Genomic DNA, 25,548 nt, shown 5'->3' with positions numbered 1-25,548 from the left:
TTGAGAGGTCTCATCGCGACCGGGCTCGTCCTCCTCGTGGGGGCGAGCCTTCTTATCGGTGCCGCCGACCTCTGGTCGGGCGACCTCGGCACCGGCTTCCTCGTGGCCGTGAGCCGCCTGCCGCGAACCGCCGCCGCGCTCCTCGCCGGGGCGGGTCTGGCGCTGGCGGGCGTGGTGGTTCAGCTGACGGTGCAGAACCGGCTGGTGGAGCCCGGCCTCACGGGGACGCCGGAGGCGGCGATGCTCGGGCTTCTGGGAGTCACGCTGATCGCGCCCGGCGCAGCGATCCTGATCAAGATGTCCGTCGCGGCGGTGACGGCGTTGATGGGGACGGCGGGCTTCCTCTGGCTCTCGCGGCACGTCCCGCGGCGCGACCCGATCCTGCTGCCGCTGGTGGGCATCATCTACGGCGGAATACTGGGCGCGGTGGTGCTCTGGGCGGCCTGGGTCACGGACCTCGTGCAGTACCTGGGCGTCTGGCAGTCGGGCGAATTCTCGGGCGTGCTGCGCGGGCGCTACGAACTGCTCTGGATCATCGCGGCCCTGGGCGCGGCGCTCTACCTCGCGGCAGACCGGATCACGATCCTGGGGCTCGGCGAGGACTACGCGCGGAGCCTCGGGCTCGACTACCGGCAGACGCTGGCGCTGGGGCTGGTGATCGTCTCGGTGACGGTCTCGGCCGTGGTGGTGACGGTGGGGTCGCTGCCCTTCGTGGGCCTGGTGGTGCCCAACATCGTCTCGCGCTGGCGCGGCGACAACCTGCGGCGGAACCTGCCGGTGATCGCCCTGCTCGGCGGCACGCTGGTGCTGGCGGCCGACGTGCTGGGCCGCGTGGTGCGCTGGCCATACGAGATCCCGGCGGGCACGATCTTCGCCGTATTCGGAGCGGGGCTCTTCCTCTGGCTGCTGAACAGCGCGCCGCGACGAGGGGAGGCGGGGCATGGCTGAGCGGAGGCTCTGGATCCTCGGGACCGCGCTCCTCGGCGCGGCGGCGCTGTTTCTCGCGTGGAATCTGCGCGCGCCGGTGGAGTTCATCCTGGGGTTGCGGGTCACAAAGCTCGCGGCGCTCGTGGTGGTTGGGGCGGCGACCGGGGCGGCGACGGTGCTCTTCCAGACGGTCGCGGGCAACCGGCTGATCACGCCGGGGATCGTGGGGTTCGACGCGCTCTTCGTCTTTCTGCAGACCATGCTGGTGCTGGCCCTGGGCGGGCTGGGCTACGCTTCGCTTCCGGGGATGGAGAAGTTCCTGCTGGAGGCAGCCTGCCTCGTCATTTCGGCCGTGGCCCTCTTCGGGGTCCTGCTGCGCAAGGGGGCGGGCGACGTCATCCGGATGATCCTGACGGGCGTGGTGCTGGGGGTGCTGCTGCGCGGGCTCGCGGGCTTCGCGCAGCGGATCCTGGAGCCCTCCGAGTTCGCCATCGTCCAGCAGTCGAGTTTCGCCAGCTTCGGCGCGGTGGCCCGGCAGGAGCTGGCAGTCGCCGGGGTTCTGCTGCTGGCCGCGCTCGCGGGGGCCATGCGGCTCGCGCCCTCGCTCGACGTGGCGGCGCTGGGGCGGACCAAGGCGCGGACGCTGGGGCTCGACTACGACCGGCTGGTGCTCGTGACGCTTTCGCTGGTGGCGGCCATGATCGCCGTCTCCACGGCGCTGGTGGGGCCGGTGACCTTTCTCGGGCTGCTGGCGGCGAGCCTTGCCTACGGATGGCTCGGCACGCCTCGCCATGCGCTGCTGATCCCGGCGGCTTCGGCGATCGGCGCGCTGATCCTGGTGGCCGGGCAATTCGTCTTCGAGCGGCTGCTGGACTACCAGTCCACGCTCGCGGTGATCGTGGAGTTCGCGGGCGGGCTGCTCTTTCTCTTCCTCGTCCTGCGGAGGCCCCGGCCATGATCGAGACCCTCGGCCTTAGTCTGGAGCGGGATGGCGCGCCGGTGCTGCGGGATGTGAGCCTGCAACTGCCGGGGGGCGGGATCACCGCGCTCATCGGGCCCAACGGGGCGGGCAAGTCGAGCCTGCTGCATGCCCTCGCCGGGTTGCTGCCGCCGAGCGCTGGCGAGATCCGGCTGGAGGGGACGTCGCTCGCGCGGATCCCGGCCCGCGAGCGGGCATTGCGGCTGGCGCTGCTGACGCAGGACCAGGCGGTGACCACGCGGCTCACGGTAGGCGATCTCGTGGCCTTCGGCCGCTGGCCGCATCACCGCGGGCGGCCCGGCGCGGAGGACCGGCGGGCGGTGGCCGAGGCGCTGGCGCATTTCGACCTCGGCGGGCTGGCGGACCGTCCCCTGGAGAGTCTCTCGGGCGGGCAGAGACAGCGGGCGCATGTGGCCATGGCGCAGGCGCAGTCGACGCCCTGGATGCTGCTCGACGAGCCGCTGGCCGCGCTCGACCCGCGCTACGCCCGCGACATCATGGAGCGGCTGCACGCGCTGACGCGGCCGGGACCGGACCAGCGCGGCGTGGTGATCGTGCTGCATGATCTGGGCATGGCCGCTCGTTTCGCAGATCACGTGGTGGCGCTGAAGGACGGGCGGCTGGTGCGCGCGGGACCGCGGGCCGAAGTGATGACGGCCGGGGTCCTGAGCGGGCTCTTCGACACCGGGCTCGCGGTGGAGCGCGTGCGCGGGCGCGACGTGGTCGTCCCGGTCTGACGGCGGGACGGCGCTCTTCTGCGAAGACGCCCCGCCCGCCGTCCCATGGGGACCGCGCGCCCGGCGGAAGACGGAGGAGGGGGCGCTACCATTTGCAGCGCCCAAACCACGTCTCGGCCCAATCGGAGCGATGGTGCCAGCAGGATCCGGTCGACCTCGCTTTCGCGGCTGTCTTCCATCCGGACGTCGGCTCCACCGGAAACCGCGGTTCTTGTACATTTTCCGTAAGACTTGATCCAAGACGCGCCGACATCTGGTGCTTGTGTCGCCCTGCACGCCCAGGGGATGACAGAATGTCAGTACAGTTTTTCTCCGGCAGCAGCCGCCATGGTGGGCGGATCAAGCTGCCCATGAGCTACCGTAGGACAGCGAAATGGCTGCCCCAGATCGGTGACATCTTTCCCGACTTCACGACGAGGTCCACGAAGGGGAAGATCGACTTCCACGAGTGGGCGGAGGGGAGCTGGGTCGTCCTGTTCTCCCATCCGGCCGCGTTCACTCCGGTCTGCACGACCGAGATCGCCGGCTTCGCGCTCGCCGAGCCCGACTTCCAGCAGCGCAATACAAAGCTGATTTCGATGTCGCGCAGCGCTCTCCATGTGCAGAAGCACTGGCTCAAGGACATCGAGAGCCTTTTCGGCATCCAGGTCGGCTTTCCGATGCTGGAGGACGAGACCGGCCACTTCTCAAAGACCTTCGGGATGATCCATCCCCACGAGAACGACCAGCATTCCATCCGCAAGACCTTCATCATCGATCCCGCCCTGAAGGTGCGGATGATCATGGAGTATCCGTTGTTCGTCGGGCGCGGCACCGACGAAATCCTGAGGGTGATCGATGCCCTGCAGGTGCAGGACGAGTTCTCGGTCGGTGTCGGGGGTGACTGGCAGAAGGGGAGCCAGTGCCTGGCGCTTCCGGGCTCCATGCAGGCGCTGTCCGAGGCGGGCCACAAGCTGACGAGCTACCGCTACTACCTGACCACCGTCGATCTGAATACAGAGCCACCGGAGGACGAGGGGTAGGCGGTCACCCGGCAGGGTCCAGGAGCTCGTGGATCGCGACCGCGAGCTCGTTCTTGCGATAGGGCTTCTGCAGGAACGCGCCCTTCAGGTTGACCGGATCGAGCGGCAAGGCCGCGTCGCCGACATATCCCGACGTGTAGAGCACCTTCAGGCCGGGCCGCTCCTCGAGAGCGTGCTCGGCCAGTTCGATGCCGTTCATCCCCGGCAGGATGACATCCGTGAAGAGGAGTTCGAACTCTTCGCCCTGAAGCAGCTTCAGCGCCTCCTCGGCCGAGCCCGCTTCGCGCACGACGTAGTTGAGATTCCTGAGGTAGGTCGACGCGATGGCCCGAACCTCGTCCTCATCCTCGACGAGAAGGAGCTTCCTGCCTCCGTCGCTCGGGGCGGAATGCTTGCCGGGGGCCTGGTTCGTCGCGACTTCCCCGGCTGGCGGCAGATAGAGCGTGACGCAGGTGCCTCGCCCCTGTTCCGTCTTGATCTTCACCGTCCCGAGCGACTGGCGGGCGAAGCCGTAGACCGTCGAAAGACCAAGGCCCGTGCCCGCCGCGCCCTGTTTCGTGGTGAAGAACGGCTCGAACGCCCGCTGCGCGACCTCGTCGGGCATTCCGGACCCGAAGTCCTCGACTTCGAAGGTCACGCAGGTTCGCGCACCCGGGAGCTCCTCCTCGAGCGAGGGATCGTCCATCAGGGTCTCGGTGGCGCGCAGGATGATCCTGTCCCCTTGCCCCGAGGCATCCCGGGCATTCAGGACGAGGTTCAGCAGGGCGACCTCGAGCTGATTCCTGTCAGCCAGGACTGAAGGCACACCTTCCTCCACCTCGATTTCCAGCTGCATCGAGTCCGGAAGCGCGCTCTCGAGCAAGGGGCGCATTCCTTCGACGAGGGTCGGGATATCGATGGCTCGGGGTGAAAGCGGCTGCGATCTCGCGAAGGCCAGCATGCTGGTTGTCAGCGTTTCCGCCCGTTCAGCGGAGGAGACGATGGTTTCGACGAAGCGCCTTGCCTCCCCGGGGAGGTCGGGGAGGTCCGCGAGCAAGTCGGCGTTGCCCAGGATGACGGTGAGCAGGTTGTTGAAATCATGCGCGACGCCCCCGGAAAGCTCGCCGATCGCCTCGAGCTTCTCCTTTTGCCGCAGCCGCTCGTTCAAGACATGCCATTCCGTGATGTCCTTCGTGACGCCGACCATCCGGCGGACCTCTCCGTCCGGCTGCTGGACCGCGAAACCCCGGTCCGAGACATCCATGTAGCTGCCGTCGGCCCGACGTATCCGGAATTGGTCTTCTACGTTCTCGCTTTCGCCCAAAAGGACGTCCTTGACCCCCTGATCAATGCGGGGTCGGTCATCTGGATGAATTAACTCAAGCCACTCCTCGGTGAAACGTGGCTGCGTCCCGAATATCTCCTCTGCGTTCGTGCTGCACCAGAGAGCACCAGTCTCGAGGTCCCAGTCCCACATGATGTCGTTGCTCGCCCGCATGACGATCTCGTGCCTCTCTTCGAGGAGACGTCTGTCATCCTCGCTCCGCTTGACGGCGGTGATGTCGCGTTGGACGGCCGCGAAGTGCGTGAGCTGGCCGGCTTCCGAGAAGACCGGCGAGATGCTCACTTCGACCCAGTAAGGTTCGCCGCCCTTCGTGTAGTTGATCAGCTCCGCCGACACCGGCTCGCCTGCCTCGAGGCCACGACGTATCCGGTCCAATTCCTCTCGCTGTGTCCCTTCGCCCTGGACCATCCTCGGCGTGTTGCCGATCGCCTCCTCCCGGCTGTAGCCGGTGATCCTCGTGAAGGCGTCGTTCACATACAGGATCTTGGGGCCGTCAGGTGCGTCGATGCTGCCGGCATCGGTGATCAGGATCATCTCGCCCATCATGGAAACGGCGGTGTCGAGCAGATGAAGACGCTCTTCCAGCGATCGTTCGTCGGTGATGTCCTGGACCAGGCCGATGAAGACGGTTTCGCCGTCTTCCACCGTAGGCTGGCCGGCAAGCCTTATCGTCCGGACCGACCCGTCCCGGCGAACGATCCGATGAATATCCTCGATCCTCTCACCGCGCTCCCAGGTCCGGTCACGTTTCTCGAAGAAGCGCGGCGCGTCGTCGGGGTGGATCGCGCCGAAGATCTTCTCGGGGGTCAGCGTCTCATCCGGTTCGAACCCGAAGATCTCGTAGACGCCGGGAGACCATTCCGCCTCGCGGCCCATGTCGGAAACCTTGAAGGTTCCGACGCCTGCGAGAGACTGGGCGAAGTAGAGAGACGATGTCGCCCGGGCCAGGTCGGTCTCGCGTTCGAGAGCCTCTTCCTCGCCGACCTCGGCCTCGTGGCGCAGTCGCTGAACGCTGTAGAGCGCGACGCAGGCCAGGCCGATCAAACCCAGCGAGAAGGCGCGGTTCAGAAGAACCCAGGGGATGGCGAAGCCGGGGGGCGACACGAAGATGCCGAACAGGGTGGCCGCTGCACTCGCCCCGCCGATCCCCCAGAGTACCCGGGTGTCGTTTGCCAGGCTGGCGGCGAGAACCGCGAAGACGTAGAGGCTTCCGTGGGCGAACCCGAGCGGGGTGAAGAAGTCCGTGGCGAACACGGCCGCCCAGATGGCCGCGGCGACAATCGCCCAGGCTCGGTCCATTCTGCGGTACTCGTCGGTACGTTTACTCATCCTGTTCTTTTAGCTGATTCCAGAGGCGTCATCGATCATAGCCGATTGCATCGCCGGGACTCGCTCCCTTAGCTTTGAGCGGCACGGTGAAGAGAAGAGAGGCGAGTGATTGGCCAAGGTTCTGATTCTCGAAGACGACCGGGATGTTGCTGAGCTCGTCAGAGCTGCACTCGAAGCCGAGGGGCACGAGCCGACGATTGCCGAGAATTGCTCTCGTCTGAAGGCGCTTGGCCTGGAAGACTTCGATCTCTTCGTCCTCGACGTGGTGCTTCCCGACGGCTCCGGGCTCGATATCGCGCGCGAGATCCGTCTGTCGTCGGATGCAGGTATCGTCATGCTGACGGGGCGAGCGACGGAGATAGACACCGTCCTCGGCCTCGAGATCGGCGCCGACGACTACATTGCCAAACCGTTTCGTCCGCGTGAGCTCAGCGCGCGGGTGAAGAGTATCCTCCGCCGTCGCGGGGAGGTGGCCAGCAGCACCCGGGAACCAAGGGGTTCGGCCAGCGTGGATGGCTGGACGATCGATTTCGAGCGGCGGGAAGTCTTCGCGGAGAGCGGGGCCGAAATTCCCCTCACTCCATCCGAATTCGACGTTCTCAAGGTGCTCGTTCATCGGCGAGATCAGGCTTTGTCGAGGCACGAGCTCGTCGAGAGCCTACGTGGTCGGGGTTGGGTGGCGAACGGGCGCCTCGTCGACGGGATCATCAGCCGGATACGGGCCAAGCTCGCCAAATCCACGGGCGAAAACCCCATCAAGACCGTCCGAGGCGTCGGCTACACCCTGGTCGAAAGGGCCTGAACCTTTCAGGCGCGACGGGGTATCGCGGCAGTCTGCCTGAGCGTTTCGTAGGCTCGGCTGCGTGTCTGGAGCCCGTGCGCGATGGAATGCTTGCGGCGATAGTCGTCCAAGGTAAGTCCGTGCCGGAGCTTCAGATGTCGGGAGAGCAGGTGCAGCTTTTCCCCGCATTCCCGGCATACCAAGAAAGCTGAGCTTCGATCTTGTCCCTGCGGCTTCATGGGCTGTGCTTCCCGAGTGATCTGACAAGCCCCTAGGCTAGCGAATGCCCGGTCGAAGGTGGTGTGGGTCGCGTACGGGGTTCTTACGGGTTCTGTATGGATGCACTTGTCCCGAGACCCGGAAGCGCGCCGTTCGCTGATAATCCGGCCTGCAGGGCCCTTTCTTCATACCCGCTTTCCGGATACATATTGGCCGACCGTTTGCCGGAGAAGGCCATCTTCATGACCAACAAGCTGCTCGTCGTTGATCCGAACGATCAGTTCGATGTGCTCAAGGGGCTGGCGAGCGAGGTCCGTATCTCGATCCTGAAGCTCCTGGCGCAGTCGGGTCCGATGAACGTGAACCAGGTCGCGGCCGAGCTCTCGCTTCCCCAGTCCACGATCTCCTCGAACATGCAGGTGCTCGAGAACGTGGGCCTCGTCGTCACCGATATCCAGAAGGCGCGGAAGGGGAGCCAGAAGGTCTGCCGGTCGGTCTTCACCGAGATACTCGTGGCGTTCGGCGACCAGAGGCCGGAGGTGCGCGATGACGAGATCGAGGTCTCCATGCCGCTGGGCCTCTACTCGCATTTCGAGGTGACCGCTCCTTGCGGGTTGTGCTCTACCGAAGGGGTCATCGGCCTGCTCGACGTGCCCGATACCTTTCTCGATCCGGACCGTATGCGGGCGGGGCTGCTCTGGTTCACCCGTGGATTCGTCGAGTACCAGTTTCCCAATAATGCCAAGCTGTTGAACAAGCCGGTGCAGTCTCTCGAGTTCTCGATGGAGCTGAGTTCAGAGGTGCCGGGAACCTCCGCCGACTGGCCGTCCGACATCTCGCTGAGCGTGAACGGGATCCACGTCGCCACCTGGACCTCGCCCGGGGATTTCGGCGACAAGCGGGGCGTCTTCACGCCGGACTGGTGGAAGCTCGCCGGGTCCCAGTACGGCAAGCTCAAGACCTGGCGAATCAATGGCGACGGCACCTACGTCGACGGCTTGCGCGTTTCGGACGTGACGCTGACGGACCTCGAGGTCGACGAGCACCGGTCGATCCGGGTGAGGATCGGCGTACGCGAAGATGCCGAACACCCCGGGGGCATGAACATTTTCGGGCGTGGCTTCGGAAACTACGACCAGGACATCACCATGCGCCTGCGCTGACCGCGCAGAAAAACCTTGACTGGGCGGCAGTCCCTCGCAACCATATCGCAAAAGACGGTATAAACCGGAAGATAAGGTACGTTAGGGAGGGGATGCCATGAGGGCACGTGTCACCGCGCATGCGCGCTACGCGGTCGCGGATATCGACAAGCGGCTTTACGGGTCGTTCCTCGAGCATCTTGGCCGGGCGGTCTATACCGGCATCTACGAACCCGACCATCCCAGCGCCGACGCCAGTGGCATGCGGCAGGACGTGATCGACCTCGTGCGCGAGCTCGACACGCCGATCTGCCGCTATCCCGGCGGGAACTTCGTCTCCGCCTACAACTGGGAGGATGGGATCGGCCCGAAGGAGGATCGGCCGACCCGGCTCGATCTCGCGTGGAAGACGCTCGAGAACAACCATGTGGGCATCCACGAATATGCCGACTGGGCCGACAAGGCGGGGATCGAGATGATGCTTGCCGTCAACCTGGGCTCGCGCGGGCTCGACGAGGCCCGGAGCTTCGTCGAATACGTGAACCATCCCGGCGGCAGCTACTGGTCGGACCTGCGCCGCAAGAACGGGCGCGCCGAGCCCTGGGACGTGAAGACCTGGTGTCTCGGCAACGAGATGGACGGGCCCTGGCAGGTCGGACACAAGACGGCCCGCGAATACGGTCACCTCGCCAACGAGACCGCCAAGGCCCTGCGTGCTTTCGACCGCGACCTGGAGCTCGTCGTCTGCGGCTCCTCCCATTCGGACATGCCGACCTACCCGCAGTGGGAGGCCACCGTCCTCGAGGAGACCTACGACAACATCGACCACATTTCGCTGCACATGTACTTCGAGAACTACGAGAAGAACACGGCGAACTTCCTTGCCCTGCCGGAGAAGCTGGATCGCTACATCGGCACGGTGAGCGGCGTGATCGATTTCGTGAAGGGCAAGAAGCGGTCGAAGAAGGACGTGAAGATCTCCTTCGACGAGTGGAACGTCTGGTACCACACGCGGAAGCAGGACCAGGTCTACCTGGAGGGCAAGGACTGGCAGTACTGGCCGCCGATCCTCGAGGACGTCTACAACTTCGAAGACGTGCTGCAGGTGGGCTGCATCCTCAACACCTTCATCCGCCGTTCGGACCGGGTGCGCATCGCCTGCATCGCGCAGCTCGTGAACGTCATCGCGCCGATCATGACCAGCCCCGGCGGTCCGGCCTGGCGGCAGACGATCTACTACCCCTTCAAGCTCGCGTCGCACCACGGGCGCGGCACCGCGCTGCAGCTGGACGTCGACTGCCCGACCTACGACGCGGACATGGCGGCAGGGGTCAGCTACCTCGACATCGCGGGCGTGCACGACGCCGACGCGGGCAGCGTGACCTTCTTCGCGATCAACCGGAACGGGAGCGAGCCGCTGGAGGTCGAGCTATCGCTCGAGCGGTTCGGCACCCCGAAGAGTGCGAGCCATATCCTGATCAAGCATGACGACCTGGAAGCGCGGAACACGATGGACGCGCCGGACACCGTGGTGCCGCAGGAGGGCAGTGGTGCCTCGATCGAGGGCAATACGCTCAGCATGACCCTGCCGCCCTACAGCTATTCGATGATCCGGGTGGGGCTGTGAAGACCGTATCAGGATATCGGGTATGTACCGCCAAAATCGTTGATCGGATCCGACGGTAGTGTAACATCGATCTGCGACCGGGGACCGGTCGCTCTTTGGGAGGAGAAAGATGAAACATCTGATGGGTATGGCCCTCGGGGCCACGCTGGCGACGGCTGCGCAGGCGCAGGAAACCGTGGTCTGGTGGGACTTCCTGAGCGGCGGTGACGGCGTGCGGATGAAGTCGCTGATCGAGGACTTCAATGCCGCGCACGAGGGTGAGATCACCATCGACGCGACCACGCTCGAATGGGGCGTGCCCTTCTACACCAAGGTGCAGACCTCGGTCGCCGTGGGCGAGGCCCCCGACATCATGACCTACCACGCCAGCCGTATCCCGCTGGCCGTGAGCCAGGGCGTGCTCCAGCCGATCACCGATGCCGACTGGGAGCAGATGGGCCTGAGCCAGGACGACTTCGCCGAAGCCACCTGGAACGCGGTCACCGTCGACGGTGAGCAATACGCGGTGCCGCTCGATACGCACCCGATCGTGCTCTACTACAACCGCGACCTCCTCGAGGAAGCCGGCCGCCTTAACGAGGACGGAACGCCCATGGGGCTCGACAGCCGCGAAGGCTTCGAGGAGACGCTGGCCGCGCTTAAGGATGCGGGCGTCGAGTATCCGCTGGCCTCGGTCACGGCCGACGGCAACTTCATGTACCGCACGATCTACTCGCTCATGGGCCAGCAGGACGGCGAGCTCCTGACCGACGGCGAGTTCCTCGCCGGCGACAATGCCGAGAAGCTGCAGAATGCGCTCTCCGTGCTGCAGGAGTGGACCAACAACGAGTGGCAGTCGACCTATACCGACTACCCCGCGACCGTCGCGCTCTTCACCTCTGGCGAGGCGGGCATGATGATCAATGGCGTCTGGGAAGTCCCGACGATGAAGGACCTCGCCGACGAGGGCCGTCTCTTCGACTGGGGCGCTGTGGAACTTCCGATCATCTTCGACCACGCCTCGACCTACGCCGACAGCCACGCCTTCGCGATCCCCGCGAACAACGGCGTGGATGAAGGCACGGCGAAGCGCGACGCGGTGCTCGAGGTCATCTCCTGGATCTCCGAGAACTCGCTCTTCTGGGCCACCGCGGGTCACATCCCGGCCAACTCCGGCGTCACGGCCTCCGAGGAGTATTCCCAGATGGAGCCCAACGCGACCTACTCCTCGCTGACCGAGAACATGATCTTCGATCCCCAGAGCGAATTCTCGGGCGTCGCCGGTCCGATGTTCGACGTGATGTCCACCTACTTCGTTCCGACGTTGAACGGCGAGATGGACCCGGCCGAGGCGGTCGAGGAAATCCAGTACGAACTCAACGACATGTAATTCTCCCGGGAGGGGGCGTGCGCCGGGCGCGCGCCCCCTTTCTTGTGACCACCGGTTCGAATGGGAGGACCCGGCGTGATCCGCAACGCGAGAAAAGACACGCTGATCGCCTATGTCCTGATCGCACCGTTCGTGGCGATCTACGGGCTGATCTTCGTCTACCCGACGATCGACATGTTCATCCTGTCTTTCCAGGATGCGCCGCTCATCACCTTCGGGCCCCAGACCCCGGAGTGGACCGGCCTCGACAACTACACCCGGCTGCCCGACGACCGGCGCTTCGGCACGGCCTTCTGGAACACGGCCTACTTCGTTCTGCTGACGGTGGTTCCGGGCACGCTCGTGGCGCTCGCCATCGCCATGGGCATCACGCGGCTTTCGGGCCGGCTTCAGGCGCTCGTGCTGGCGCTGTTCTTCCTGCCCTACATCCTGCCTGTCTCCGTGGTCTACCGGATCTGGGACTGGACGCTGAACTTCCAGTTCGGCATCGCCATGCACCTCTTCGATGTCCTGGGCATCGACCGCGTTCCGATATTCAAGACCTCGACCTGGTTCATGCCGGCCGTCGCCTTCGTAACGATCTGGTGGACCTGCGGTTTTTCGATCCTGCTGTTCCTCGCGGGCCTCCGGGCGATCCCGACCGAGATCTACGAGGCCGCGGAACTGGATAATGCCGGTCGCTGGACCGTCTTCCGCAAGCTGACTTGGCCGCTGCTATGGCCCATCACGGCGCTGGTCCTGACGATCCAGCTGATCCTGCAGCTGAAGATCTTCGACCAGGTCTACCTCTTCTCCATTGGCGGGCGACCGAACGACAACCTGGTGATGGTCTACTACATCTACCAGCGCGCCTTTCAGAACGACGACGGCGGGCGCGCGGCGGCGATCGCGGTGGTCCTCTTCCTGATCGTCATCGTGGTGTCCGTGCTGAACTTCCAGCTCCTACGCCTCGCGGAGCGCAAGACATGACCTCCGCCAACGCCCGACGCTTCAACATCGGTGGCGCGATCATCACCATCATCACGGTGATCGCCGCCGTCTTGTGGGCCTTCCCGATCTACTGGGGCATCGTCTCGTCCTTCAAGCTCGAGGACGAGGTCGTGCGGCCCTACATCGAGCTCTGGCCCGAAACCCCGACGCTGCGCCATTACTGGTTCGCCCTGACGCAGACGCAGATCGGCAGCTGGTACCTGAACTCGGTGGCCACGGCGCTCGGCGTGACGGTCCTGACGGTCTCCACCTCGCTCCTCGTGGGCTATGCCATCAGCCAGCTCCGGTTTCCGGGACGGCGGCCGCTGTGGTGGCTGATCCTGGCCAGCTTCATGGTTCCCACGCAGGTGCTCATCATCAACCATTTCGTGCTGATCGCGAACATGGGCCTGCTCAATACCTGGGCCGGGATCATCCTGCCGCAGCTCATCCACCCGGTGGTCATCATCGTCTACAAGCAGTTCTTCGACCAGGTCCCGCGGGAGTTCCGCGAGGCGGCCGTGATGGACAACGCGTCGGAGTTCCGGATCCTGACCAAGGTCTACATCCCGATGAACTGGGGCGTGACCACGGCGCTCTCCATCGTCACCTTCATCTGGGCCTGGAACGCCTTCCTTTGGCCGTTCCTGGCGGTCACGCGAACCGAGATGATGACCATCACGGTCGGCATCACCCAGGTCAGTGACGCCTTCGGTGTCTATTACGCGCGGCAACTGGCCTCGGCCGTGCTCGCAGGTTTCCCTGTCGCGCTCGCCTACCTGCTGTTCCAGCGGCGGGTCACGCAGGCCATCACGCTCAGTGCGGGGATCAAGGGGTAAGGCATGGCGGAAATCGCGCTGCAGAACGTCTCGAAGAGCTTCGGCGCCGTCGAGGTCATCAAGGACATCAGCCTGAAGGTCGAGCAGGGGGAGTTCGTGGTCTTCCTCGGGCCCTCGGGCTCGGGCAAATCCACGCTCCTGCGCATGATCGCGGGGCTGGAGTCCATCGACCGCGGCAAGCTGCTGATCGGGGGCCGGGAGTGCCAGGACCTCGCCCCGGGCCAGCGGGACGTGGCGATGGTGTTCCAGAACTACGCGCTCTATCCCCACATGACCGTGCGCGAGAACATGGCCTTCGGTCTGCGCAACGTGGGCATGAACGAGAAGGACATCGCGGAGCGGGTCGCGGACGCGGGGCGCATCCTCGAGATGGACGCGCTTCTGGACCGCCGGCCGAGCCAGCTCTCGGGCGGGCAGCGCCAGCGTGTCGCCATCGGCCGGGCCATCGTCAAGGAGCCGGCGGCGTTTCTCTTCGACGAGCCCCTGTCGAACCTCGACGCGGCGCTTCGCGTCCGGACCCGGGTGGAGCTTGCGCAGCTTCACCAGCGCATCGCGGCCACGATGATCTACGTGACCCACGACCAGACCGAGGCCATGACGCTTGCCGACCGGATCGTCATCCTGAACGACTGCCGGATCGAGCAGATCGGAACGCCGATGGAGGTCTACACCTATCCCGCCTCGCGCTTCGTCGCCGGTTTCGTGGGCAGTCCGGGCATGAATTTCCTCAAGGCCGAGGTCACGACCTCCGGCAAGGAGGCGGTGGCGACCCTCGGTGACGGGTCCCGCGTGGAGATGACCGTGACCATTCCCGACAGCGGGGCCTACGAGCTGGGCATACGGCCCGAGGCGGTCCACGTCACGGCGGAGGAAGGTGACACGACGGGCGAGGCCACCGTGGTCGAGCACCTCGGGGACAGGACGCTGGTCTATGCTCGCCTGGGTGACGGGACCGAGGTCATCGCGCTGGACGGCGGCCGGTCGCAGGTCGCGCCCGGCGACACCGTCGCCCTGCGCTTCGACACCAGCCAGCTGCACCTCTTCGACTCCGCAGGCCACGCCTACCATGCTGACTGACCAGGCGCCCGCGCCATAGGTCCCCACACGGCATGGCGGACAAAGGCCGGGGCCGCAGGCGTGGCCTTCGGTTGCCCACAGTTTCAAGCGACGGAAAGTTCAACAGTTTCAGCGGAGCAGGGGGCGCTGCCCCCGTCCGCGGCTGTGCCGCGGACTCCCCCGAGGTATTTGCGGGCCAGATGAAGGGGACGGTCTGGACAATCCCGCGGCGGGGGCCGAACCTGCGGGCGGGAGATATCAGGACGGGAGACCCCCCATGAGACGGACGATGCTTGCCCTCTGCGCGACCGCGCTGCCCGCCACCGGGGCCTGGGCCGCCGAACACGCCACCTGCGCCGAGGGAAAGACCCTGCAGGAGGGCGTGCTGACCATCGCCACCGGCAACCCCGCCTACTACCCCTGGGTGATCGACGACGCCCCCGAGAGCGGCGAGGGCTACGAGGCCGCCGTGGCCTATGCGGTGGCCGAGGAGATGGGCTTCGGCGAGGACCAGGTCGAATGGGTCCGGACCTCCTTCGACGAGGCGATCCAGCCGGGCGCCAAGAGCTTCGACGTGAACATGCAGCAGTTCTCGATCACGCCCGAGCGCGAGGAAATGGTCGATTTCTCCGAACCCTACTACAGTTCGGCCATGGCAGTGCTGACCACCGGGGACATCGTCGAGGCGCAGGGGCTGGAGCCTACCGTGGAGTCGATGAAGGACCTGCGCTGGGGCGCCATGGCGGGCACGACCGCCATGCCGATCCTCATAGACCTGATCGCGCCCAGCTCCGACCCGCTGCTCTACGGGGACAACGCCGACGTCACCGCGGCGATGCAGGCGGGCCAGATCGACGCGGCGCTCTTCGACCTGCCGACGGCGCTCTACCTCTCGGCGGTGACGCTGGAGAACGGCACGATCCTGGGCCAGTTCCCAGCCGACCGCAGCCAGAGCCCCGACGAGTTCGGCCTGCTGATGGAAGAGGGCAACCCGCTCAAGGAATGCGTCGACGCGGCGATCACCGCGCTGCGCGAGAGCGGCCGCCTGGCCGAGATCGAATCCGAGTGGCTGCAGGAGGCCACCGGCGTCCCCGTCATCGAGTGAGATGGCGGATACCGGTCTGACACAGGCGCGCCGCGTGGCCGGCGCGCCGACCCGCCGCGCGGCCTACGAGGCGCGGATCCGGCGACGGTCCAACCTGATCGCGGCGGCCTCCACGGCGGCCGTGATGCTGGCGGTCGTCGTCCTGGTGCCTCTGGCGCCGGGCTGGGAGGCGGTCCAGCGGAGCTTCTTCAACGGGCGCGTCTTCGTCGAGACCTTCCCGGGGCTGCTCGAGGCCTTCCTGCTGGACGTGGCGATCTTCGCCTGGTGCGCGCCCTCGATCGCGCTGGTGGGGCTGGTGATCGCGCTCTGCCGCGACGTGCGGGCACCGGCGCTCTTCCCGCTGCGCGCCTTCGGGGCGGTCTTCACCGACATCTTCCGCGGGCTGCCGGTGATCCTGGTGATCTACCTCATCGGCTTCGGCGTGCCGGGGCTGGGGCTGCCGCGCCCCTGGAACTCGCCCTACCTCTGGGGATCGCTGGCGCTGATCCTGGTCTATTCCGCCTACGTGGCCGAGGTGATCCGCTCGGGCATCGACTCGATCCACCAGAGCCAGCGGTCGGCGGCGGCCTCGCTGGGGCTCTCGGAGGCGGACACGATGCGATACGTCGTGCTGCCGCAGGCGCTGAGGAACGTGGTCCCGGCCAACATGAACCTGCTCATCGCCCTGCAGAAGGACGTGGCGCTGCTCTCCTTCATCGGGCCGGTGGAAATCTTCCGGCAGGCGGGGGTCTACAAGTCGCTCATGGCGAACTTCACGCCCTACGTCGGCGCGGCGGTGATCTTTCTCGCGATCACCATTCCCGCGACCCGCTACGCCGATTACCTGATGGCCCGCCAGCAGAGGCGGCGGCGGTGACGGCGAAGCTGAGCCTCAGGGGGGTGCGGAAGAGCTTCGGCGAGGCCGAGGTGATCCGCGGTGTCGATCTCGACGTCGGGAAGGGGGAGATGGTCTGCCTGATCGGCGCCTCGGGCTCGGGCAAGTCGACCCTGCTGCGTTGCATCAACCTGCTGGAGCCGGTGGACGACGGCGCGATCTGGCTCGACGGCGAGGATATCGCCGAGCCGGGACGCGACCCCCGGCCGGTGCGCGAGCGGATCGGGATCGTCTTCCAATCCTACAACCTCTTCCCGCACATGACGGCGGAGGAGAACGTCATGCTGGCGCCGCGCCGCATCCGCGGGAAGACCAAGGCCGCGCTCGCGCCGGTGGTCGAACGGCTCTTCACGCGGTTCGGGCTTTCCGACCGCATGCAGCACTATCCCGACCAGCTCTCGGGCGGGCAGCAGCAGCGGGTGGCGATCATCCGGGCGCTGGCGATGGAGCCGGAGATCATGCTCTTCGACGAGATCACGTCCGCGCTCGATCCCGAGCTGGTGGGGGAGGTGCTCGACGTGCTGCGGCAGCTCCATGCCGAGGGCATGACGATGATCCTGGCGACCCACGAGATGGGCTTCGCGCGGGAGCTGGCGGACAAGATCTGCTTTCTCGACGGGGGGCGGATCCTCGAGCAGGGACCGCCGTCGGAGCTCTTCGCCGATCCCCGGGAAGAGCGCACGCGCGCCTTCCTGTCGCGGGTGCTCTGAGCAGGTCTCCCGGGCCCTTGACCCCTCCGGGGCTTCGCGAAACAAGCGGCGCGTCCGGCCGGGTTGCCGGGCATGCAACGCGAGGAGGCCGGGCATGGCGCGGATCAGGCATATGGTTTTCTTCAGCGCCAAGGACGAGGCCGACGTGGACCGCATCGTCGAGGGGCTGAGCGTTCTGACGCGGATTCCCCATGCCGAGGTGCTGGAGATCCGGCCGAACCTGCGGCGCGACGCGCTGGGCAACGAGATCGACGTCGTCGTCTACGGCGAGTTCGCCGACGAGGCCGCGCTCGAGGCCTACAAGGCCCATCCGCTCTACCAGACCTCCATCGACGTCGTGCGGCCCCTGCGGGAGCTGCGCTTCGCCGCCGACGTGGCGATCTGACCACGGTGTCGCTCGGGAGCATCCGCTTCGACGAGGGGCCGCTGGGGACGGGAACGCTCTTCTCCGCGCCGCGCGAGGTGATCGTCGCGCGGGAGGCGGAGGAGGTGCCCGAGGCCCTGGCGGCGGCACAGGCAGCGCACGAGGGCGGTGCCTGGCTGGCAGGTTTCGCGAGCTACGAGCTCGGGTACGCGCTGGTCGAGAAGCTGCGGCGGCTGATGCCGGAGTGTCGGGCGCTGCCGCTGCTCTGCCTCGGGGTCTTCGACCGCCCGGAGCCGGCGGAGGCGCTGCCGGCGGCGGGCGCGGTCCGGCTGGGGCCGCCCGTGCCGGGCTGGGACGAAGCGGCGTACGCGGCGGCCTTCGCGCGGGTGGCCGACTACATCGCGGCGGGCGACATCTACCAGGCGAACCTGACATTCCCGATGACGCTCGCGGTCGCGGGGCAGGCGGCGGACCTCTATGCCCTGCTGCGCGAGAGCCAACCGGTGCGACACGGGGCGCTGATCGATCTCGGCGGCGAGGAGTGGCTGCTCTCGCGCTCGCCCGAGCTCTTCTTCCGCGCCGACGCGGACGGGCGGATCGAGACCCGGCCGATGAAGGGCACCGCCCGGCGCGGCGCGACGCCGGAAGAGGACGCGGCGCTTAAGGCGGGGCTCGCGGCCTCGGAGAAGAACCGGGCCGAGAATCTGATGATCGTCGATCTCCTGCGCAACGACATCGGGCGGATCTGCCGGATCGGCTCGGTGCGGGTGCCCGAGCTCTTCTCGGTCGAGAGCTACCGGACCGTGCACCAGATGACCTCACTGGTGACAGGGCAACTGGCGCGGCGGGTCACGCTGGCGGAGGTCTTCGAGGCGCTGCATCCCTGCGGCTCGATCACGGGCGCGCCGAAGATCCGCGCGATGGAGATCATTGCCGAACTAGAGCCCGCGCCGCGCGACGCCTACTGCGGGGCGATCGGCTGGGTGGCGCCGGACGGGGCGATGCAGTTCAGCGTCGGCATCCGCACCCTGCACATGGCGGGGGGCGCGGTCCGGCTCGGAGTCGGGGGCGGGATCGTTCACGACAGCACCGCCGAGGACGAGTACCGCGAGGCGCTGCTCAAGGCGCGGTTCCTGACGGACCTGGTCTAGGGTACGGGCCTTCGAAGGCCCGTGGGACGCCGCGTCGACGCGCCTTGTCAGCGCAGACCGGCGCGCGCGATCTCGGTGGCGAGCCGCGTGACCGCGGCACTGCGGGCGGTGGCGATCGCGGCGGCGCTCTCGCGCTCGGCGAGCGGCACCTCGATGGCGAAGCGGCCCGCGGCGTCGCCGCCGCCCTCCTCGGGGGCCACGAAGTACTGCCCGGCGATCAGGAAGCCGCCGCTCGCGGTGGCCACGAACTCCTCGAGACGCACGTCGAGCCGCGCGGCGGGGAAGTCGCGGAAGGGCCAGGGATCGGGCGCCACCAGGGCGCCGGTGATGCGCTGAAGGTCGCGGGACAACTGCAGCGTCACCGCGCGGGCCGGGTCGTCGGCCCAGAGGGGGCCGAGCGGCTCCAGCCCCCCGCCCGCGTCCTGCAGGTAGATGTCCTCGGAGGCGGCATAGGTGGGCAGCGTGACCTCCACCACTTCGAGGCTCGCGAAGGCCGAGGGCACCCGCTCGGTCGGCGTGTCGACCGCGGGGACCGCGTAGCGCGTGTCCGTGCCGCAGGCGGCGGCGAGCAGCAGCGCGGCGAGAAGCCCGGCGGGGCGGAAGGGAAACTTGGCAGCCATGGTCACCGTCCGAGAATGATGGAGTTGGGATTGCGCTCGATCTGGCGCGCGAGGCTTTCGATGGAGGCCGCGGCCTCGTCGACCTGGCGGATCGCCTGGCGGAGATCGCGGGAGAACTCGGAGTCGCGGCTGAACCCGGCGAGAGTCGTGTCCGCCTGCGTCGCCGCCTGCTGCAGCTGGGCGGAAAGCGCGGGCAGACTCTGCGAGGCCTCGGCGATGGCGTCGGCAGCCTGACGGGCGGCGGCGAGCGTGGCGTTGGTATTCTCGACCAGCCCGCCTTCGCGCAGCTCCTGGAGCGTGGTGCGCAGCTCCGTCAGGGCGGCGTTGAGCTCGGCCGGGACCTGGCGCGCGCTCTCCTGGTCGAGGACGGCCTCTGCGGCGTCGAGCAGCTCGGTCGTCCGCGCGACCAGCGCCTCGAGCGGCAGTTCCTCGGCCTCGCCCAGAAGCGAGCGGGCCTGCTCCACGAGGCCGGGCAGGCTGTCCGCGGTCTCGCCGATGTTCTCGATCGCGGCGATCAGGTCGCCCACGGCGTCCTCGTCCTCGATCCGGGCGAGCAGGCCGTCGAGCCGAGCGGCCGAGGCCTGCAGATCGGTGGCGAGGGTCGAGACCTGGCCGGGCAGGGCCTGCACCTCCTCGCTGGTGGCGATGCCGCGGATCGAGGCCACCGTGTCGCGCAGCTCGGCGAGGGAGGCGGTCACCTGCGCCGGGATCGCGCGGGTGGCGTCCTGCGCGAGCAGGGCCTCGGCGCTGTCGATGAGGGCGGTCGCGCGGGTGACGAGCTCGTCAAGGGGCAGCTCCTCGGCCTGGGCCAGCAGGCTCTCGGCCTGGGCGACGAGTCCGGGAAGGGTGTCGGCGGTGGCGCCGATGCTGTCGACCGCGCCAGTGAAGGTGGCGACGGTGCCCTGCTCCTCCACCTCGGCGAGGATCGCGTTGAGCTGGCCGCTGGCGGTGCGCAGGTCGGCGACGAGGGCCGAGACCTCGCCCGGGATCTGCTGGACGCTCTCGCTGGTGGCGATGCCGCGGACCGATGCCACGGTCTCGCGCAGCTCCGACAGGGAGGCGGTCACCTGCTCGGGGATCGCCCGGGTGGCCTCCTGCGCGAGCAGGGCCTCGGCGCTGTCGATCAGCGCCGTCGCGCGGGTCACGAGGTCGTCGAGCGGCAGGTCCCGGGCCTGCGCGAGCAGGGCCTCGGCCTCGTCGACGAGGCCGGGCAGGCTGTCGGCGGCCGTCCGGATGCTGTCCACCGCGGCGGTGATGTTGGCGACGGCTTCCTGCTCTTCGAGCTCGGTCAGAAGGCCGGAGATCTGCGCGTTGGTGCCGCGCAGGTCGGTCAGCAGGCCCGAGACCTCGCCGGGGATGCTCTGCACGCTCTCGCTGGTGGCGATGCCTCGGACCGAGGCGAGGGTCCGGCGCAGCTCGGCCAGCGAGGCGTTGACCTGGGCGGTCAGGGCGCGCGTCGCCTCCTGCGCGAGGATCTCCTCGGCGCTGGCGAGCAGGCTCGAGGCCTGGGCGACGAGCTCCTCCAGTTGCAGGTCCTCGGCCTGGGCGAGCACGCTTTCCGCGCGCTCCACCACCGGGGGCAGGCTGTCGGCGGCCTCTCCCACGCTCTCGATGGCCTCGGTCAGGGCGGCCGCCGCCTCGCGTTCTTCCAACTCGGCGAGCAGGGTGTTCACGCGGTCCGTGGCCTCCTGCACCTGGGTCATCACCTCCGTGATCTGGTCCGGCAGCTGCTGCACGCCGTCGCTTTCGGCCACGCCGCGGAGGGCGGCGAGGGTGCCGCGCAGCTCGGTCGGAGTGTTCTGCAGGTCTTCGCTGGCGACCAGCGCCGTCGCCTGTTCGAGGAAGCCGACCGCGTTGTCGAGAAGCTCCTCGATGGGCAGCTCGTTGACGCGTTGCAGGACGCCCTGGGCGGTGGCCTGCACGTCGGTCACGTCCGGGTCGGCCGTGGGCAGGCGCGGGTAGGGCTCGGCGTCGCGGTCGAGCTCGGCGGGTTCGGCGCCCGGCAGTTCGACGAGTTCCACCTTCAGACCGCCGGTAATGAGCGAGGCATTGGTGAGCCGCGCGCGCAAGCCGTCCTCGACACGGCCTTCGAGGTAGTCGAGCAGTTCCTCTTCTCCCGCACCGGAAGAGAGGCCGATGCGGCCGGGGTTGATGCGGACCGCGGCCACGAGGCGCACCTCCGCGTCGCCGAACCGCTCCTCGTCGACGATGCCCGAGATCGAGGCCACGTCGCCCACGCGCAGGCCGCCGAGCTCGACCGGGGCGCCGGCCGAGAGGCCAGCGAGGTTCTCGTCGAAGACCAGCGAGAGGTTGACCGCTTCGCCCTCGCCCTCGACCAGGAAGTCCTCGCGCGCCGCCTCCTCGCTCTCGAAGAGCTCGTAGACCGCCCCGTCCTCGAGTGCCGAGCCGCCCGAGCCCAGGGTCTCGAAGGTGACTCCGCCGGAAATCAGCGAGGCGATCGTGTCGAAGTTGAGCCGCGCGCCGCTGGCGCCGAGTGAGAAGCTGAACCCGGAAGTGTCCCAGAAGCGGGTCGAGGTGGTCACCAGCCGGTCGTAGGGCTCGTAGATCACCGCCTCCGCCTCGACCGCCGTGCCGTCCTCGGAGACGCTGGGCGCGTCCACCTGTCCGACCTCCACGCCCTTGAAGAGGATCGGGGAATCCGCCGTCGGCAGACCGCTGTCCGACCGCAGGACGAACTCGACGCCGTTCTGCTCGGCGCCGAGAAGGGGCGGGGCCTCGAGGCCCTCGAACTCTGTCTGCGAGGCGCCGATCTCGCCGTCCCAGGCGCCCTGGATGTAGACGCCCGACAGCACCGTATCGAGGCCGGTGACCCCGCGCGCCGTCACCTCGGGCCGCACGACCCAGAAGCGCGCGCCGTCGTCGATGTAGGGGGCGAGTTCTCCCTCCACGCGGACGGAGACGATCACGTCGGTGAGGTCCTCGGAGAAGCCGACCTCCTCGACGAGGCCCACGCCGATGTCGCGGTAGCGCAGCTCCGTCTCGTCGGCTGTGACCCCGGCGGCATTGGCGAAGTGGATGTCGATGACCGGACCGCGCTCGGCGTAGTTGCGCCAGGCGGCGAAGAGGGCGACGGCGAGTGCGATGACGGGGATCGCCCAGACGATAGAGATCCTGTCGAGCAGGCCCTCCCGCTCTTCGGTCGGCACGTCCGGCGCGTCGCTCACTTGCCCTCCTTCCGGCCACCGTCCCAGATCAAACGCGTGTCGAAGGACTGGGCCGAGAGCATCGTGAAGATCACCGACAACGCGAATGTCAGCGCCGCCGGCCCCGGCCGGATGGACGCAACCACCGACAATTGCACCAGGGATGACAGGATTGCCACAACGAAAACGTCGATCATGGACCAGCGTCCGATGAACTCGACGACCTCGTAGAGACGGAACTTGGCGTGCAGCGAGCGGGCCGATCCGCGGTGCACGGAGATCGCGAGGTAGGCGATCGCCAGGAACTTGCCGACGGGGATCAGCACCGACGCGATGAGGATGATCGCGGCGACCCCGTAGTCCCCGTGGCTCGCCAGCTCCACCGCGCCGCCGACGATGGTGTCGTCGGACCGCTCCAGCAGCGTGCGCGTCACGAGCATCGGGTAGAGGTTGGCCGGGATGTAGGCGATGACGCCGGCGATCCACCAGGCCCAGACGCGCTGCAGGCTGGTCGTGTCGCGCGAGTGCAGCGGGCTGCCGCAGCGCCCGCAGGTCCGGCGGCCCATGGGCCAGACCCGCGCGCAGCGGGTGCAGCCCACGAGACCGGCCTCGCGCGCGGTCAGGACCGGTTTTTCTCGAGCGATTTCCATACCGACCAGGAGCAGAGGTAACTGTCGTTGAGGATGACGATGACGACCAGGAGGGCGAACATCCAGAAGGCGGGGCCGAAGCCGATGGTGGCGAGGTCCGAGACCTTCACCAGCGCCACGGCGCAGCCGATGGCGAAGATCTCCGACATGGCCCAGGGGCGGATGCGCTGGGCGAGACGGAAGGCGCCGGCGGCATGCGGCGCGGGCGGGCGGTCGAAGACGACGGGCGTCAGGACATAGAGCAGCAGCAGCGTGCGCAGGAGCGGCAGCAGCACGATCATCGCCACGGTGGCCACCGAGAGCGCGACGAGCAGCCCGGACCGGAAGCTCAGCGCCACGTCGAGGATCGAGGTGCGGTTGCCGAGGCCCGCGGCGTTGATCTCGAGAAAGGGAAAGACCGTCGCCGCGATGACGAGGATGGTCACCGAGAGGCTCAGCGCGATGATATTGAGGCCCGCGCCGCGCCGGGGCGCGATGAGGACGGTGTGACAGCGCCCGCAGATGGCCTTGGCCCCATGCTCCGGCTCGCGCGCCCGGTAGAGCGCGTCGCAGGTCGGGCAGGCCATGAGCTCGTCCGAGTGGGGCAGGTCGGCGTCCTGCGCGGGCGGTGGAAGATCGCGGTCCATCAGGGACCTGTCTAGACCGCCGCTGCGCAGAGCGCCACGGGGCGCGTGCTCAGGCGGGCCAGTCCGCGATCAGCTTCGCGAGAGCCTCCACGGCCGCGCCCATGTCGTCGGGTGCGGCGTATTCGGCCGGGTCGTGGCTGATCCCGCCGCGGCAGCGCACGAAGAGCATGGTCATCGGGCAGAGATCGGCCATCGCGGAGGCGTCATGCGTCGCGCCCGAGGGCAGGCGCGGCGGCTCGGATCCCGTGACCGCGGTCACCGCCGCCGCGAGCCGGTCCGAAAGCGTCGGATCGCAGGGCTGCGCCGGCTGGGCGTAGGTCCGCGCGGCGTCGACGGTGAGGCCGTGTTCGGTGGCGATGCGCGCGCAGGCGGCGTGGAGCGCCTTGCCCGCGCGCAAGCGCTGAGTGTCCTCGGGGCTGCGGAGCTCGGCGGTCAGGCGCACCTCTCGGGGCACGGCGTTGACCACGCCGGGCGCGACGGAGAGCGCGCCCACCGTGCCGCGCATGGGCGGTTCGGCGCGGGCGAGGCGGTCGACCTCGGAGACGATCCGGGCGGCGGCGACCAGCGCGTCGCGGCGGCCTTCCATGGGCAGGGTGCCCGCATGACCGGTCTCTCCGGTGACCGTGACGGCATGACGCTCGATCCCGCAGATGGCGGTGACCACGCCGAGCGGGGCCTCCGCCGCTTCCAGGACCGGGCCCTGCTCGATGTGGGTCTCGACGAAGCCGGCGATCGTGGCGGGGTCTCGCCTCAGGCCGGGAATCGCGGCGGGGTCGAGGCCGAACCGCCGCAGGGCGTCGCCCAGGGTCGTGCCCTCCGCGTCGGCCATCTCCAGCACGGCGGGGTCGACCGTACCCGCGAGCGCCCGGGAGCCCAGCAGCGCGGTGGGGAAACGCACGCCCTCTTCATCGGCGAAGGCCAGGACCTCGACCGAGAGGGGGAGGGCCGTCCCCTCGAGCCGCAGGCGGGCGAGGGCCAGGAGGGGCAGAACCACGCCCATGATCCCGTCAAAGGCGCCGCCTTCGCGGACCGAGTCCTGGTGCGAGCCCATGAGCAGGGTCGGTGCGCCGGGCGGCCCCTCGGCCCGGCCGACGAGCGTCCCCGCGGCGTCGAGCGAGACGGTGAGCCCGGCGCTTTCCATGAGCGCGGTGAGCCGGTCGAGCGCGGCGCGGTGTTCCGGCGTGAAGGGCAGGCGGGTGACGCCGGGGCCCGGCTCGGAATGCTCCGAGAGCGAGGCCAGCGCCTCCGCCGCGTCGAGTCCCGCGTCAGTCAAGGATGCGTCTCCTGTCGTTGGCGACGGGGACCTGGCGGGCCCAGTCGGCGTAGTCGCCGGTCGTCGCGCGCCGGTGGAGCTCGGCCAGCGCGCCGATGGGGTCGCTCTCGTGAAAGTCGACGCGGAGGGTGAGGGGCGGGTGGTCCGGATGAAGTACGAGGAGAGCCGCCGAGAGCAGCCCTCGCGAATCGCTCCCCGCCGCCTCGGCCGCGCGCAGGGCGGTGAGGAGCCGGTCGGAGAGCGCGCCGTCGGCGCCGGAGTACCCCGCGGCCAGTTCCGTCACGACCTCGTCCCGGGCAAGCATGTTGCCCGCCGCGATGCCGCTGTCGAAGCCGTGCGAGGCCATCCGCTCGGTGTTGTGCGCGCCGGTGAAGGCGGCGCCGCGTCCGGTGGTGTCCAGCGCCGAGAGCTGGCGCCAGTCGCGCCCCGGATCCGCCTGCGTGACCTTGGCCACCGCCCCGCCCGCGTCGAGGCCGCCTTCCATCTCGTCCAGCACCTCCTCGCCCCAGAAGGTCGAGGGCGCGGCACCCTGGCTGGCGGACATGCCGGCGCCCAGCCGGCCGCGCAGCACCCAGCCGCCGACGCAGAGGCTGCCCGTGGCGGCGGCGCCGCCGATGGCGCCGGTTTCGGCATCCTGCACAAGAATCGAGAAAGTCATGACGCTCCTGTCGGTCGTTTCGATTAATTTATC

The 25,548-nt window shown here is 68.1% G+C and carries 24 protein-coding genes; 16 read left to right on the top strand and 8 right to left on the bottom strand.

The window, feature by feature from the left end; translation table 11 throughout:
* From F3S47_RS09880 to F3S47_RS09865, 4 genes are all read left to right on the top strand, one after another.
* The gene (locus F3S47_RS09880; protein ID WP_150445108.1) at window positions 1–948 is read left to right on the top strand and encodes an iron chelate uptake ABC transporter family permease subunit; all 948 of its coding nucleotides are present in this window, start codon (window positions 1–3) and stop codon (window positions 946–948) included.
* Entirely contained in the window at window positions 941–1,885 is a 945-nt protein-coding gene (locus tag F3S47_RS09875) for an iron chelate uptake ABC transporter family permease subunit (protein WP_150445107.1), read from the top strand. Before F3S47_RS09880 ends, F3S47_RS09875 begins: the two co-directional genes overlap by 8 nt.
* Window positions 1,882–2,643: an ATP-binding cassette domain-containing protein gene (locus tag F3S47_RS09870; protein WP_150445106.1), complete on the top strand. Its 762-nt coding sequence runs from the start codon at window positions 1,882–1,884 to the stop codon at window positions 2,641–2,643. The genes F3S47_RS09875 and F3S47_RS09870 overlap by 4 nt, the downstream gene beginning before the upstream one ends.
* 293 nt (window positions 2,644–2,936) lie before the next feature.
* Complete coding sequence (locus F3S47_RS09865; RefSeq protein WP_150445105.1) at window positions 2,937–3,665, top strand: redoxin domain-containing protein; 729 nt, start codon at window positions 2,937–2,939, stop codon at window positions 3,663–3,665.
* A gap of 4 nt (window positions 3,666–3,669) precedes the next feature.
* On the opposite strand, the gene F3S47_RS09860 is transcribed toward F3S47_RS09865, so the two are convergent.
* Window positions 3,670–6,318, bottom strand: coding sequence for a PAS domain S-box protein (locus F3S47_RS09860; protein WP_150445104.1), 2,649 nt, complete (start codon window positions 6,316–6,318; stop codon window positions 3,670–3,672).
* Window positions 6,319–6,427: 109 nt separating this feature from the next.
* Between F3S47_RS09860 and F3S47_RS09855 the strand changes: the two genes are divergently transcribed.
* The gene (locus F3S47_RS09855) at window positions 6,428–7,120 is read left to right on the top strand and encodes a response regulator transcription factor (protein ID WP_150445103.1); all 693 of its coding nucleotides are present in this window, start codon (window positions 6,428–6,430) and stop codon (window positions 7,118–7,120) included.
* Between the two features lie 5 nt (window positions 7,121–7,125).
* On the opposite strand, the gene F3S47_RS19725 is transcribed toward F3S47_RS09855, so the two are convergent.
* Window positions 7,126–7,338: a MucR family transcriptional regulator gene (locus F3S47_RS19725; RefSeq protein WP_150445102.1), complete on the bottom strand. Its 213-nt coding sequence runs from the start codon at window positions 7,336–7,338 to the stop codon at window positions 7,126–7,128.
* Window positions 7,339–7,560: 222 nt separating this feature from the next.
* Here F3S47_RS19725 and F3S47_RS09845 point away from each other — a divergent pair, with 222 nt between their 5' ends.
* The 11 genes from F3S47_RS09845 to F3S47_RS09795 all read left to right on the top strand — a co-directional run bounded on the left by F3S47_RS09845 (window position 7,561) and on the right by F3S47_RS09795 (window position 18,524).
* Entirely contained in the window at window positions 7,561–8,481 is a 921-nt protein-coding gene (locus F3S47_RS09845) for an ArsR/SmtB family transcription factor (protein WP_150445101.1), read from the top strand.
* A 97-nt stretch (window positions 8,482–8,578) separates the two neighbouring features.
* Window positions 8,579–10,087, top strand: coding sequence for an arabinosylfuranosidase ArfA (gene arfA, locus F3S47_RS09840; RefSeq protein WP_150445100.1), 1,509 nt, complete (start codon window positions 8,579–8,581; stop codon window positions 10,085–10,087).
* 109 nt (window positions 10,088–10,196) lie between these two features.
* A complete protein-coding gene (locus F3S47_RS09835; RefSeq protein WP_150445099.1) occupies window positions 10,197–11,456 on the top strand; it encodes an extracellular solute-binding protein in 1,260 nt (419 codons plus the stop codon).
* Window positions 11,457–11,531: 75 nt separating this feature from the next.
* Complete coding sequence (locus tag F3S47_RS09830; protein WP_223877784.1) at window positions 11,532–12,425, top strand: carbohydrate ABC transporter permease; 894 nt, start codon at window positions 11,532–11,534, stop codon at window positions 12,423–12,425.
* On the top strand, window positions 12,422–13,264 hold the full coding sequence (locus F3S47_RS09825; RefSeq protein WP_150445097.1) for a carbohydrate ABC transporter permease: 843 nt from the start codon (window positions 12,422–12,424) through the stop codon (window positions 13,262–13,264). The genes F3S47_RS09830 and F3S47_RS09825 overlap by 4 nt, the downstream gene beginning before the upstream one ends.
* Window positions 13,265–13,267: 3 nt before the next feature.
* A complete protein-coding gene (locus F3S47_RS09820; RefSeq protein WP_150445096.1) occupies window positions 13,268–14,341 on the top strand; it encodes an ABC transporter ATP-binding protein in 1,074 nt (357 codons plus the stop codon).
* Between the two features lie 256 nt (window positions 14,342–14,597).
* Window positions 14,598–15,425, top strand: a complete 828-nt coding sequence (locus F3S47_RS09815) for an ABC transporter substrate-binding protein (protein ID WP_150445095.1) — start codon at window positions 14,598–14,600, stop codon at window positions 15,423–15,425.
* A gap of 1 nt (window position 15,426) precedes the next feature.
* A complete protein-coding gene (locus F3S47_RS09810) occupies window positions 15,427–16,281 on the top strand; it encodes an amino acid ABC transporter permease (protein WP_150445094.1) in 855 nt (284 codons plus the stop codon).
* A complete protein-coding gene (locus F3S47_RS09805; protein ID WP_223877783.1) occupies window positions 16,278–17,009 on the top strand; it encodes an amino acid ABC transporter ATP-binding protein in 732 nt (243 codons plus the stop codon). The genes F3S47_RS09810 and F3S47_RS09805 overlap by 4 nt, the downstream gene beginning before the upstream one ends.
* Before the next feature lie 94 nt (window positions 17,010–17,103).
* Complete coding sequence (locus tag F3S47_RS09800) at window positions 17,104–17,394, top strand: Dabb family protein (protein ID WP_150445093.1); 291 nt, start codon at window positions 17,104–17,106, stop codon at window positions 17,392–17,394.
* Between the two features lie 5 nt (window positions 17,395–17,399).
* Entirely contained in the window at window positions 17,400–18,524 is a 1,125-nt protein-coding gene (locus tag F3S47_RS09795) for an aminodeoxychorismate synthase component I (RefSeq protein ID WP_150445092.1), read from the top strand.
* 47 nt (window positions 18,525–18,571) lie between these two features.
* On the opposite strand, the gene F3S47_RS09790 is transcribed toward F3S47_RS09795, so the two are convergent.
* From F3S47_RS09790 to F3S47_RS09765, 6 genes are read right to left on the bottom strand one after another with little or no spacing between them, the layout of a single operon-like run.
* On the bottom strand, window positions 18,572–19,144 hold the full coding sequence (locus F3S47_RS09790; protein ID WP_150445091.1) for a PqiC family protein: 573 nt from the start codon (window positions 19,142–19,144) through the stop codon (window positions 18,572–18,574).
* Window positions 19,145–19,146: 2 nt separating this feature from the next.
* Window positions 19,147–22,329 carry an MlaD family protein gene (locus tag F3S47_RS19380; protein ID WP_191090146.1) on the bottom strand — a complete coding sequence of 1,061 codons (3,183 nt, stop codon included), beginning with the start codon at window positions 22,327–22,329 and terminating at the stop codon, window positions 19,147–19,149.
* Window positions 22,326–22,958, bottom strand: coding sequence for a paraquat-inducible protein A (locus F3S47_RS09780; RefSeq protein ID WP_150445090.1), 633 nt, complete (start codon window positions 22,956–22,958; stop codon window positions 22,326–22,328). Before F3S47_RS09780 ends, F3S47_RS19380 begins: the two co-directional genes overlap by 4 nt.
* Window positions 22,928–23,584 (bottom strand): paraquat-inducible protein A, encoded by a 657-nt coding sequence (locus F3S47_RS09775; RefSeq protein ID WP_150445089.1) that lies wholly within the window; start codon window positions 23,582–23,584, stop codon window positions 22,928–22,930. Before F3S47_RS09775 ends, F3S47_RS09780 begins: the two co-directional genes overlap by 31 nt.
* A gap of 49 nt (window positions 23,585–23,633) precedes the next feature.
* On the bottom strand, window positions 23,634–24,857 hold the full coding sequence (locus F3S47_RS09770; protein WP_150445088.1) for a M20 family metallo-hydrolase: 1,224 nt from the start codon (window positions 24,855–24,857) through the stop codon (window positions 23,634–23,636).
* Window positions 24,850–25,515 carry a DUF1028 domain-containing protein gene (locus F3S47_RS09765; protein ID WP_150445087.1) on the bottom strand — a complete coding sequence of 222 codons (666 nt, stop codon included), beginning with the start codon at window positions 25,513–25,515 and terminating at the stop codon, window positions 24,850–24,852. The genes F3S47_RS09770 and F3S47_RS09765 overlap by 8 nt, the downstream gene beginning before the upstream one ends.
* Between the last annotated feature and the right edge of the window lie 33 nt (window positions 25,516–25,548).

This window comes from Histidinibacterium aquaticum, assembly GCF_008710275.1.
In the GTDB taxonomy this organism is placed as follows: domain Bacteria; phylum Pseudomonadota; class Alphaproteobacteria; order Rhodobacterales; family Rhodobacteraceae; genus Oceanicola; species Oceanicola aquaticus.
The sequence above is the reverse complement of the archived record's forward strand: the minus strand, read 5'-3'. Positions and strand labels throughout refer to the sequence as shown.

What these genes read in the sequence shown, in the direction of transcription:
- F3S47_RS09875 (WP_150445107.1), top strand. Translation starts at nt 941, where the DNA reads ATGGCTGAGCGGAGGCTCTGGATCCTCGGGACCGCGCTCCTCGGCGCG.
- F3S47_RS09870 (WP_150445106.1), top strand. Translation starts at nt 1,882, where the DNA reads ATGATCGAGACCCTCGGCCTTAGTCTGGAGCGGGATGGCGCGCCGGTG.
- F3S47_RS09865 (WP_150445105.1), top strand. Translation starts at nt 2,937, where the DNA reads ATGTCAGTACAGTTTTTCTCCGGCAGCAGCCGCCATGGTGGGCGGATC.
- F3S47_RS09860 (WP_150445104.1), bottom strand. Translation starts at nt 6,318, where the DNA reads ATGAGTAAACGTACCGACGAGTACCGCAGAATGGACCGAGCCTGGGCG.
- F3S47_RS19725 (WP_150445102.1), bottom strand. Translation starts at nt 7,338, where the DNA reads ATGAAGCCGCAGGGACAAGATCGAAGCTCAGCTTTCTTGGTATGCCGG.
- F3S47_RS09845 (WP_150445101.1), top strand. Translation starts at nt 7,561, where the DNA reads ATGACCAACAAGCTGCTCGTCGTTGATCCGAACGATCAGTTCGATGTG.
- arfA (WP_150445100.1), top strand. Translation starts at nt 8,579, where the DNA reads ATGAGGGCACGTGTCACCGCGCATGCGCGCTACGCGGTCGCGGATATC.
- F3S47_RS09835 (WP_150445099.1), top strand. Translation starts at nt 10,197, where the DNA reads ATGAAACATCTGATGGGTATGGCCCTCGGGGCCACGCTGGCGACGGCT.
- F3S47_RS09825 (WP_150445097.1), top strand. Translation starts at nt 12,422, where the DNA reads ATGACCTCCGCCAACGCCCGACGCTTCAACATCGGTGGCGCGATCATC.
- F3S47_RS09820 (WP_150445096.1), top strand. Translation starts at nt 13,268, where the DNA reads ATGGCGGAAATCGCGCTGCAGAACGTCTCGAAGAGCTTCGGCGCCGTC.
- F3S47_RS09815 (WP_150445095.1), top strand. Translation starts at nt 14,598, where the DNA reads ATGAGACGGACGATGCTTGCCCTCTGCGCGACCGCGCTGCCCGCCACC.
- F3S47_RS09810 (WP_150445094.1), top strand. Translation starts at nt 15,427, where the DNA reads ATGGCGGATACCGGTCTGACACAGGCGCGCCGCGTGGCCGGCGCGCCG.
- F3S47_RS09800 (WP_150445093.1), top strand. Translation starts at nt 17,104, where the DNA reads ATGGCGCGGATCAGGCATATGGTTTTCTTCAGCGCCAAGGACGAGGCC.
- F3S47_RS09790 (WP_150445091.1), bottom strand. Translation starts at nt 19,144, where the DNA reads ATGGCTGCCAAGTTTCCCTTCCGCCCCGCCGGGCTTCTCGCCGCGCTG.
- F3S47_RS09780 (WP_150445090.1), bottom strand. Translation starts at nt 22,958, where the DNA reads ATGGAAATCGCTCGAGAAAAACCGGTCCTGACCGCGCGCGAGGCCGGT.
- F3S47_RS09775 (WP_150445089.1), bottom strand. Translation starts at nt 23,584, where the DNA reads ATGGACCGCGATCTTCCACCGCCCGCGCAGGACGCCGACCTGCCCCAC.
- F3S47_RS09765 (WP_150445087.1), bottom strand. Translation starts at nt 25,515, where the DNA reads ATGACTTTCTCGATTCTTGTGCAGGATGCCGAAACCGGCGCCATCGGC.